6 protein-coding genes and 1 pseudogene are annotated in these 9,068 nt (G+C 55.5%); 6 read left to right on the top strand and 1 reads right to left on the bottom strand.

The features are described 5' to 3' along the window. Positions 1-684, bottom strand: a 684-nt coding sequence (locus GX181_08120; protein ID NLM71906.1) for a hypothetical protein, incomplete at its 3' end; no start/stop codon positions are given. A 316-nt stretch (positions 685-1,000) separates the two neighbouring features. Between GX181_08120 and clpB the strand changes: the two genes are divergently transcribed. The 6 genes and pseudogenes from clpB (at position 1,001) to cas3 (ending at position 8,741) form a co-directional block, all read left to right on the top strand. Then, on the top strand, positions 1,001-3,604 hold the full coding sequence (gene clpB, locus GX181_08115) for an ATP-dependent chaperone ClpB (GenBank protein NLM71905.1): 2,604 nt from the start codon (positions 1,001-1,003) through the stop codon (positions 3,602-3,604). Between the two features lie 207 nt (positions 3,605-3,811). After that, entirely contained in the window at positions 3,812-4,507 is a 696-nt protein-coding gene (locus GX181_08110) for a plasmid pRiA4b ORF-3 family protein (protein ID NLM71904.1), read from the top strand. 103 nt (positions 4,508-4,610) lie between these two features. After that, on the top strand, positions 4,611-4,817 hold the full coding sequence (locus GX181_08105; GenBank protein NLM71903.1) for a hypothetical protein: 207 nt from the start codon (positions 4,611-4,613) through the stop codon (positions 4,815-4,817). A 40-nt stretch (positions 4,818-4,857) separates the two neighbouring features. Next, positions 4,858-5,068, top strand: a pseudogene (locus GX181_08100) (hypothetical protein). Positions 5,069-5,325: 257 nt separating this feature from the next. Continuing rightward, a complete protein-coding gene (locus GX181_08095) occupies positions 5,326-5,406 on the top strand; it encodes a hypothetical protein (GenBank protein NLM71902.1) in 81 nt (26 codons plus the stop codon). 716 nt (positions 5,407-6,122) lie between these two features. Beyond that, a complete protein-coding gene (cas3, locus tag GX181_08090; GenBank protein ID NLM71901.1) occupies positions 6,123-8,741 on the top strand; it encodes a CRISPR-associated helicase Cas3' in 2,619 nt (872 codons plus the stop codon). Positions 8,742-9,068: the final 327 nt, after the last annotated feature.

Below are 9,068 nucleotides of genomic sequence, written 5' to 3'. Positions count from 1 at the left end.
GTCGCCGTCATCGACGACGAGCAGGAAGCTGTCTCCGTCCGTGCTCCTCTCTATCTCAAGGGAAAGCTCCCCTGCGAGGGCTTCTCGAGCCTTCTCCACCTGATCCGGCGAGGAGCCAAGCAGCAGCATTAGGCCTGTCGGACTCGACTCGATCGAGGCGAAAAACTCCCAGTCGTCAAGCAGGTTGTACAGTATGCCGTACGCGTCCGTCTCTGTCCAGTAAAGGCCTTCGTCCTGCTCCACGGTGACGTCGAAGGCCTCGCGCATGCCGTCATCGTCCGGCCTGCCGAACAGCTCCGCTATCAGGTCGTCGTTCGCCTCCTCCCCCTCGGAGAGGATTGAGAGTATCTCGTGCGAGCGTTCCGAGTCCTCCCGAAAGGCCACTGCGCCATGTATCCCGTTCGAGTCCAGCCCGAAGGAGAGGGAGGCGACGGGAAGGCCTCTCAGCCACTCGAGGATGGAGTCTCTGTTCTCCACCTCGACGCTGTCCAGCAGGCCGAACGCGAATCCCGATTCCGACAGCCTGCCGGCCGTGACATCCAGCTTCTCCAGGTGGAGCACTAGGAACGGGGTCTCCAGGTCTCCCAGGGCCTGCAGTGTATCGGCCCTCGAGGCCGCCGGGAGGAGCATAAGCGCGATCAGCAGCGCCCCGCTCAGAATACTGCGTGTCAATCTCGTCTTCATTGTCCGCCTCCTCGCATAAACTTTGGTTGAACTTGCGCCATACCGATTCATTGTCGAGCTTGGATTCGGTTTCATCCCTATTAGGCCGGGGCGAAACGCACTCTCTTCCCATGAAACCAATTATTCGTCAAAGGGCCTTATATTTCAAGGGAGAGGAAAGGTAAAAATGAAGGATCTGCGAGCATTCAGGAGAAATTTGGAGAAGATACGACTTAATCGTAGAAATATGGCATCGGTGGGTCCGCATCACTCTTTATTGATCGCGTAAAAGCAGATATAATCTATAAGGTTAATAATGGTCAAAGGAGTGATGTCGATGGATTTCACTAAACTTACAACTAAATCGCGGGAGGCTTTCTCCGAGGCTCAGAACAGGGCCGTTACATACGGGCACACGGAGGTTGACGGCGAGCACCTGCTTCTCGCCCTGGTCGAGCAATCCGACGGCCTGATACCGCGTCTGCTGGTCCGCATGGGCGTGGACACGAGGAGCCTGGTCAGGCGGCTGGAGGACGAGCTGTCCAAGAGGGTCCGGGTTACCGGCCCCGGAGCCGAGCCGGGCAAGGTGTACATCTCGCAGCGACTGTCGCGCCTGATGGTGAAGGCGCAGCAGCGGGCCGAACAGCTCAAGGACGAGTACGTGTCCGTAGAGCATATTTTCGGCGCCTTCATAGACGAGGGGAAGACCACTGCCGCGGGGCGCATGCTTGCGGAACTTGGCGCGAGCGAGGAGAAGTTCCTGGAGGTGCTGAACGAGGTCCGCGGGAGGGCGCGGGTCTGCAGCGAGGATCCCGAGGCCACCTACGAGGCGTTGGAGAAGTACGGGAGGGACCTCGTCGTGGCCGCGCGCGCCGGGAAGTTGGATCCGGTGATAGGCAGGGATGAGGAGGTCCGCAGGGTCATCCGGATACTCAGCCGCAAGACGAAGAACAATCCGGTGCTGATAGGCGACCCGGGCGTGGGCAAGACCGCGATAGTCGAGGGGCTGGCGGCCAGGATAGTCAACGGCGACGTGCCGGAAGGGCTGAAGGACCGATCCATCTTCGCGCTCGACATGGGGTCCCTGGTCGCCGGCGCGAAGTACAGGGGGGAGTTCGAGGAGAGGCTGAAGGCCGTGCTCAACGAGGTCAAGGAGAGCGACGGCAGGATAATCCTCTTCATAGACGAGCTGCACACGATTGTAGGCGCGGGCGCGGCCGAGGGGGCGATTGACGCGGGGAACATGCTCAAGCCCCTGCTCGCTCGCGGGGAGCTTCACTGCATCGGGGCCACCACGGTCGACGAATATCGCAAGCGAATCGAGAAAGACGCGGCCCTAGCGCGCCGCTTTCAGCCGATACTCGTCGAGCAGCCGACGGTGGAGGACACTGTCTCCATACTTCGCGGCCTTAAGGAGCGCTTTCAGGTTCACCACGGGGTGAAGATACGGGACAACGCCCTGGTGGCAGCATCTGTGCTGTCGGACCGCTACATCACCGAGCGCTTTCTGCCAGACAAGGCCATCGACCTGGTGGACGAGGCATGCGCGATGATCCGCACCGAGATAGACTCTCTGCCGGCGGAGCTGGACGCTGTGTCCAGGAGGGTTATGCAACTGGAGATAGAGGAGGCCGCTCTCGTGAGGGAGAAGGACGCGGCGAGCGGCGAGCGGCTGAAAAGCCTGCGAAGGGAGCTGCAGGAGGCGCGCGAGGAGCAGGCGGGAATGCGCGCCCGTTACGAGGAGGAGAAGAAGGAGATAAGCGCCGTCCGGGAGTTGAGGCAGAGAATCGAGTCCATCGGACGCGAGATAGAGAGGGCCGAGCGGGAGTACGACCTCAACAGGGCGGCCGAGCTGAAGCATGGCACTCTGCCGCGGCTGGAGACCGAGCTCAATGAGAAGGAGACGCGTCTTGACGACGGCCAATCCAGGCTGCTGCGCGAGGAGGTCACCGAAGAGGAGATAGCGCAGATAGTGGGACGCTGGACCGGTATCCCAGTGTCCCGCCTTATGGAGGGCGAGAGGGAGAAGCTGCTGAAGCTGGACGAGGTGCTGCACAAGCGCGTAATCGGCCAGGACGAGGCGGTAGAGCTGGTCGCCGACGCAGTGCTGCGCGCTCGAGCCGGGATCAAGGATCCGAGGCGGCCGATAGGGTCGTTCATCTTCCTTGGGCCGACGGGTGTCGGAAAAACGGAGCTGGCCAAAACACTCGCCGAGGCCCTCTTCGACAGCGAGGAGAACCTGGTCAGGCTGGACATGTCCGAGTACATGGAGAAGCACTCGGTCTCGCGGATGGTCGGAGCTCCCCCCGGCTACGTCGGCTACGAGGAGGGCGGCCAGCTGACCGAGGCGGTGCGCCGCAGGCCCTACTCGGTGATTCTGTTCGATGAGATAGAGAAGGCTCACCCGGATGTCTTCAACATAATGCTGCAGATTCTCGACGACGGACACATCACCGACAGCCAGGGACACCTGGTCGACTTCAAGAACACGGTCATAATCATGACCAGCAACGTCGGAGCGCAGTACCTGCTGGAGGGGATAACCCAGGACGGGCATATCAAGGAGGACGCGCGGGTTCGGGTCACCGACGAGCTGCGGCGAACCTTCCGCCCCGAGTTCCTGAACAGGGTGGACGACACGGTGCTCTTCAAGCCGCTGCGGCGCGACGAGGTGCGCAGCATAGTGAGGCTACTGGCATCTTCCTTGGAGGAGAGGCTTGAGGACAGGAATATCTCTCTGGAGATCACGGACGAGTCGGTGGACTTCATCGCCCGGGAAGGTTACGATCCGGTCTACGGCGCACGGCCGTTGAAGCGCTTCATGGTCAGGCGGATCGAGACTCCCGTCGCCAGGATGATCATCTCCGGCGAGGCCGCCGAGGGGTCGAGGATAGTGGTGGACGAAAAGGACGGCGTGCTTGAACTCGCAGCCAGCGTATAATATCGGTTCATAGGAAGGCCTCCTGCTTTGAAGTTTTGTTTTCTCGCTCGACAACAATTTTACGAAACAGGGGCCTTCCTGTCACAATTTTTACGGTCGTTACAACGGTTTTTCAGCTTTCAAGATCCTGAGAATGCTGAGGTATGCTCCTAACAGTAAAGAAAGTCCGCAGGGAAAACGACAGAATTCTTAAGGAGATGAAGCGCAATGGCCTCCCATCCTATTTATCAGTTTTACGCAGAACTATCGGATTTCACGCCAAAGATTTGGCGGCGGTTTCAGGTGTCGAACCACATCACCCCTGCCCGCCTGTGCTACATCATCCAGGTGCTTTTCGAGATGGAAGCCAGTCATCTTATGGCACTGGAAGTACCTCTGGAGTCTGGAAATATTTTCCTTCGCTTTGAAATCATTGATGAATATTGCGAAAATTTCCATGGCCCGCACCGCGACGTGCGCGTTTTTGACGCTACCAGGGGCAATCTTCGTCAGCTCGGGCTTGAGGTCGGCAGCAGGCTTAACTTCAACTATGATTTTGGGGATGACTGGTGGGTAATGTTGACCCTGGAGAAAATTTTGAAAGACAAGGATTTGCCGACCAGAGAACTTCCCCGCATACTGAACGGCGCTGGCCATGGGATTGTCGAGGACTGCGGAGGTCCTGGCGGCCTCGCAAAATTAGCAAGGGCATTCGGAAAGAAAAAAGGCGCGGACTACAAGCAATACAGCTCCTGGCTTGGCATAAAAGATCTTGATATTAATTCCTTTGACCTTGACGACATGAATTTCCGGTTGAAAAAAATCCCTAGGATATACAAGCAGGTTTACGAGGACCATCTGATCCCGACGAAGCGTTCCTGTGATTTAATCGACCGTAAATACCTTGGCAAAAGTCAACAATAAGTGCAGACGATGGGGAGGATTTCCGTCTCCGGCGGGGAGATCAGGAAAAACCACAAAATCAAGCGCACGGAGGGTGCCGTACAAATTGCATTGATCGTCCTCCTTGCTGATCCTGATGAGCAGGATACGAAAGACCCTTCAGGAGAATCTGCCGTCGGGCAGATTCACGCCGCAGTCCCTGCTGCTTGAACTGGAGTCGCTGACGACCGTCCACTATGCGGGGAAGTACAAGACCCGCCTGGTAGAGGCGACGAAGGCCCAGAGGGAAATACTTGCGGCGTTCGGGATCGATCTGCAAGCCTCGTTATAAAATGACCGAGAATTGAGGGAGGACCCGCGTGACGGACGAGATGCGCCGCACCTTCCGGCCGGAGTTCCTCAACAGGGTGGACGACGTCGTCCACTTCAAGCCGCTACGGCGCGAGGCCGCTCAAGCGCTTCATGGTCAGGCGGATCGAGACTCCCGTCGCCAGGATGATCATCTCCGGCGAGGCCGCCGAGGGGTCAAGGATAGTAGTGGGCGAAAAGGAGGGTGTGCTTGAACTCGCAGCCAGCGTATAGCATGTCCCGCAAAATGGTCCGAAGCGGATGAGAACAGCCCTCATACACGATAAAATACGATTGAGTCCCTATACCGTTGAAAATTCGAGCAGGAGCCACTCGCTCTAGCCTCGGTTATGATGTAGCTGGGATACAACATCAAACTGGGGAGGCGTCGAACTCATGGCTCAGATCAAAATTACAATAGAAACGGAACTTTTGCGCGGCCTGTCACTTTTGGGGTATCCAGACATAGGTGAGGAGATTTCAGCACTTTCATGTTCGAGCGGTACCAGCGAAGCGAACAAGCCCTTATGCTGGCCATAATCGAGATGGTAATCAACAGCGTATCCACGTAGTTGACGCCATATTCTCTCGCCCCTGGCACCGCGAAGATCCTTGAAGAAGGTTTTGAGGACATAATATCGGTACTTATAAAATATTTTGACATGCAGGAATACTAGAGTGTGCAGTTGGTACAAAAATCAGGTGCAAGAGCTGCAGCTTGAAAAATATCGGAGGACCAATTTACACACTAAAATGGACTTGACATATGTGTGTTACAATATTGCCAATAACAAGTGGGACGCTTGATCCAAAAAGGAGATGGCCGTAATGATAATAGCCGTTGCAAAACTCCTTCCCGTGTATCCGGCCCCCATCTTCCTCGTGGGAGTGTAAGACGAAGGCGCAGGCCGTACAGGCGGATTTCTTTGGAACATTCTCGGGCCGCGGTGGGGATAAGTTCGCCGCCGCAGGCCTTGTCCCAAAACGCAGGGAAGTAGTGGACGCCCCTATGGTGGAGTAGTTTCCCATCTCGTTCGAGTGCGAGGTCATTCACTCCGCCGAGCTCGGCTCTCACGTGCTCTTACTCGGAAAGGTTGTCAAGACTTGGGTTCTTGAGGAGTGCCTTAACGAAAAAGGTCAGCCGTACCCGCTGAAAGTACGACCCGAGCTACGGCTTGGGCGAGAAACCGTGGCCGACGCCTTCTCCGTCGGGAGAACTGTTAAGAAGGTACAGTTGTTGGCCGGACTTTCGAAGGTTGTAAAATCAACCCTTAAGGGGGGAGCTCGGATGGAGTTTCCAGACTCTGTAAGGGGCTTTTGGGGAAAAAGCGATAGGAATGATCCTTCCAGAACTCACCCCTTGCTTGCACATTCAGCCGATGTTTCCGCAGTGGTGGAGGCGTTGCTGGGACTTCCAGTCTATCGGAGAATTTTTAAAGCGATATGTGGCGTGGAGCTTGACAATACAACTTCGGCACGTTTTTCAGTCTTTGCGGGCCTTCATGATGTGGGTAAAACCACCGCTGGTTTTCAGGCGAAAAACCGCGGCGGCTCCCGCACCCACGGTCATATTATGCCGATGGGAGCCCTATGCGATGAGGGCTTCAGAAAAAACTTCCTCGAAATATTCCCGTGGCTGTCTGAATGGGGAGAAAGCGCCTCAGATTTCCTTACATGCACATTCGGTCATCACGGCTCTTTCCCCAGTACCATAGATGAAGCGTGCGGAAGCGATGTCATTGCGGCCCAACGAGTTAAACTGTGGAAAGAAAAACTCCCGTCCGGTCTTTCACCACTCGACGGTCTTAAATCGCTGGCTGATCATTTTGAAATTTGGCTCCCAGATGCATTTATCAAATCAGCCCCTGCTTTACCGGAGATGGAACCAGTTCAACATCTGTTTACGGGGCTTCTTATAATGGCGGACTGGATAGGTTCTGACGAGCAGTTTTTCCCCTACACCGATCCTGATGAATCTCTGGAGAGCTATTTCGACAAGGCCCGTGAGCGCGCCGCCAAATCGCTTCGCATAATGAGACTAAACGTTGAAAGGCAGCGCTCGCAAGCCGTGTTTCCACAAACGTTTTATGAACAATTCCAATATGAACCTCTCCCCGCTCAGGCAGTAATCGAAAATCTAAAACTTGATTCCGGAGGCTCTCTTGTCATTCTGGAAGCAGAAACGGGCAGCGGAAAGACGGAGTGCGCCCTTCGTCACTTCCTGCGCCTTTTTGAGGCCGGGATGGTCGATTCTCTGTATTTTGCCAACCCTCTCCGATTTGCCGCAACGCAACTCCAGAAAAGAGTCGCCCGCAACATGGAAACTGTCTTCGGAGAGGGTGAAATGCCGACAGTCTTGGCGGTTCCTGGCTATCTGGTTGTGGATGATAGAGAAGGGATGCGATTGCCCGGTTTTTCAGTTTTGTGGCCTGACGACTGCGACGCCAGGCGAAACTGGGCTGCCGAGCACCCTAAGCGCTACATGTGCGCTCCGTGCGCTGTCGGGACTATAGATCAGGCTTTGCTCTCTGTTTTGAAGGCGCCCCATTCCCACCTTAGGGCCGCGGCCTTGGCTCGTTCTCTTCTTGTGATAGACGAAGTGCACGCCAGCGACCATTTTATGGCCAGAATCATCGAGTCTCTTGTAGAACTTTTCGCCATCTGCGGAGGACACGTCCTGATGATGTCCGCTACTCTGGGAGGCGTTGCACGAGAGCGCTTTCTCCATATCTTCAGAACCAAAAAGGCGATCGGTCGTTTTCCGATTCCTGAGGAAGAGGATTGCATCACGACTCCATACCCTTTGATCTCTTCGACTGTATCTGGTCCCGCCGTCCCTGCGTCCGCCGGAAGGGAGAAAAAGGTCGAAATTGAACTACTTCCAATCCTTACCCTCCCGGAAAAGGTCGCTTCTGCGGCAATACAGGCCGCGGAAGCGGGCGCTTGCGTCCTTGTCCTTCGCAACTCTGTTGCACCGGCCATAGAGACTCTTAAAGAACTGGAAAAGCATTCCATGAACAACAAGGGCTTGATCTTCAGCGTCGAAGGCAGTTTGACGCTCCATCACGCCAGATTCGCTCCCGTTGACCGATCGCGCCTCGACCAGGAAATAGAGCATATATTCGGGAAAAAAGGCAAGGGAAGACGTCCGTGCGTTATTGTAGCGACGCAGACCCTGGAGCAGTCGCTGGATGTCGATTTCGACCTTCTCATTACGGACCTTTGTCCGTCGGATGTGTTGTTGCAGAGAATAGGGCGTCTCTTCAGACATGAGCGTGCGAGACCCCCCTCTTTTCAGTCCCCGCGTTGCATCGTGCTGGTTCCCGAAGGTGGAAAAGAATGGTTGCTTAAGCGCGGTGCCAGTCGGCACCAATTTGGAGAAGAGCGCGCTTACGAGGACGAAAGGAGCGTTGCCGCCACATGGGAGCTGCTTGAAGAAAGAATCGCGGCTGACGGGATCCTTCGAATACCGGATATGAACCGCTTGTTCGTGGAAAAATCCACTCATCCTTCCATTTTGTCCAGTCTTGCAAAAAGGCTTGGGCCGGAGTGGGAAGAAGTCACGGTGAAAGTTGCAGGCGGTAGAGGAGCCAAAAGACAGCTGGCCGCTCATGACATCATCACTTGGACCAAAGGATACAGTGCTGATTCTGTAGCGTCGGCAGACGATCAAAAAATCGCAACCCGCTTAGGGATTAACGATGCCAGAGTCTTCTTTCTTAACCCTCTTCCCGGCCCTTTTTCCCTTTCCGTAGACAGGATGACCATTCCTGGATGGATGCTTCAGGGCAAAGATTTAAGCGAATTGGACGAAGGAGTTGAAGCGTGTCCGATAGAAGGCGGATTCGGCTTTACCGTATGTGGAGAGGACTTTATTTACAGCCGTTACGGTCTGGAAGGGAGCTGATGCGGTTTTGTTCAATATTCTTGCAGAAAAGTTTATCGAGGTGCGGACGACAAACAATAGAAAAGTAAAGCTGACCTTGCCCGGAGTGTTCACCGCGCTTGGCGAAAACAGCATTGAGGCCTTCACTAATTTGCGGCCTCACCAGCGTCACCCATGGCACGCTTTTCTATGTCAGCTTGGTGCCATCGCCCTTTACGACGGGGGGGCAGAGTTGCCATCAGTGGACAAAAACACTCCATATTCGCAGCTTCCGGGGGTATTCAGCGAAGGCGAGTGGAAAGAGCTTCTTTTCGCCCTTGCGCCTGACGATGACGCATGGTGTCTGGT

The organism is Synergistaceae bacterium (assembly GCA_012521675.1).
Classification (GTDB): Bacteria; Synergistota; Synergistia; order Synergistales; family Aminobacteriaceae; genus JAAYLU01.
This window is presented reverse-complemented; position numbering and strand designations above follow the sequence as displayed.

Excerpts from the sequence above, each read along its gene's own strand:
- clpB (NLM71905.1), top strand. The coding sequence starts at position 1,001 with ATGGATTTCACTAAACTTACAACTAAATCGCGGGAGGCTTTCTCCGAG.
- GX181_08110 (NLM71904.1), top strand. The coding sequence starts at position 3,812 with ATGGCCTCCCATCCTATTTATCAGTTTTACGCAGAACTATCGGATTTC.
- GX181_08095 (NLM71902.1), top strand. The coding sequence starts at position 5,326 with ATGTTCGAGCGGTACCAGCGAAGCGAACAAGCCCTTATGCTGGCCATA.
- cas3 (NLM71901.1), top strand. The coding sequence starts at position 6,123 with ATGGAGTTTCCAGACTCTGTAAGGGGCTTTTGGGGAAAAAGCGATAGG.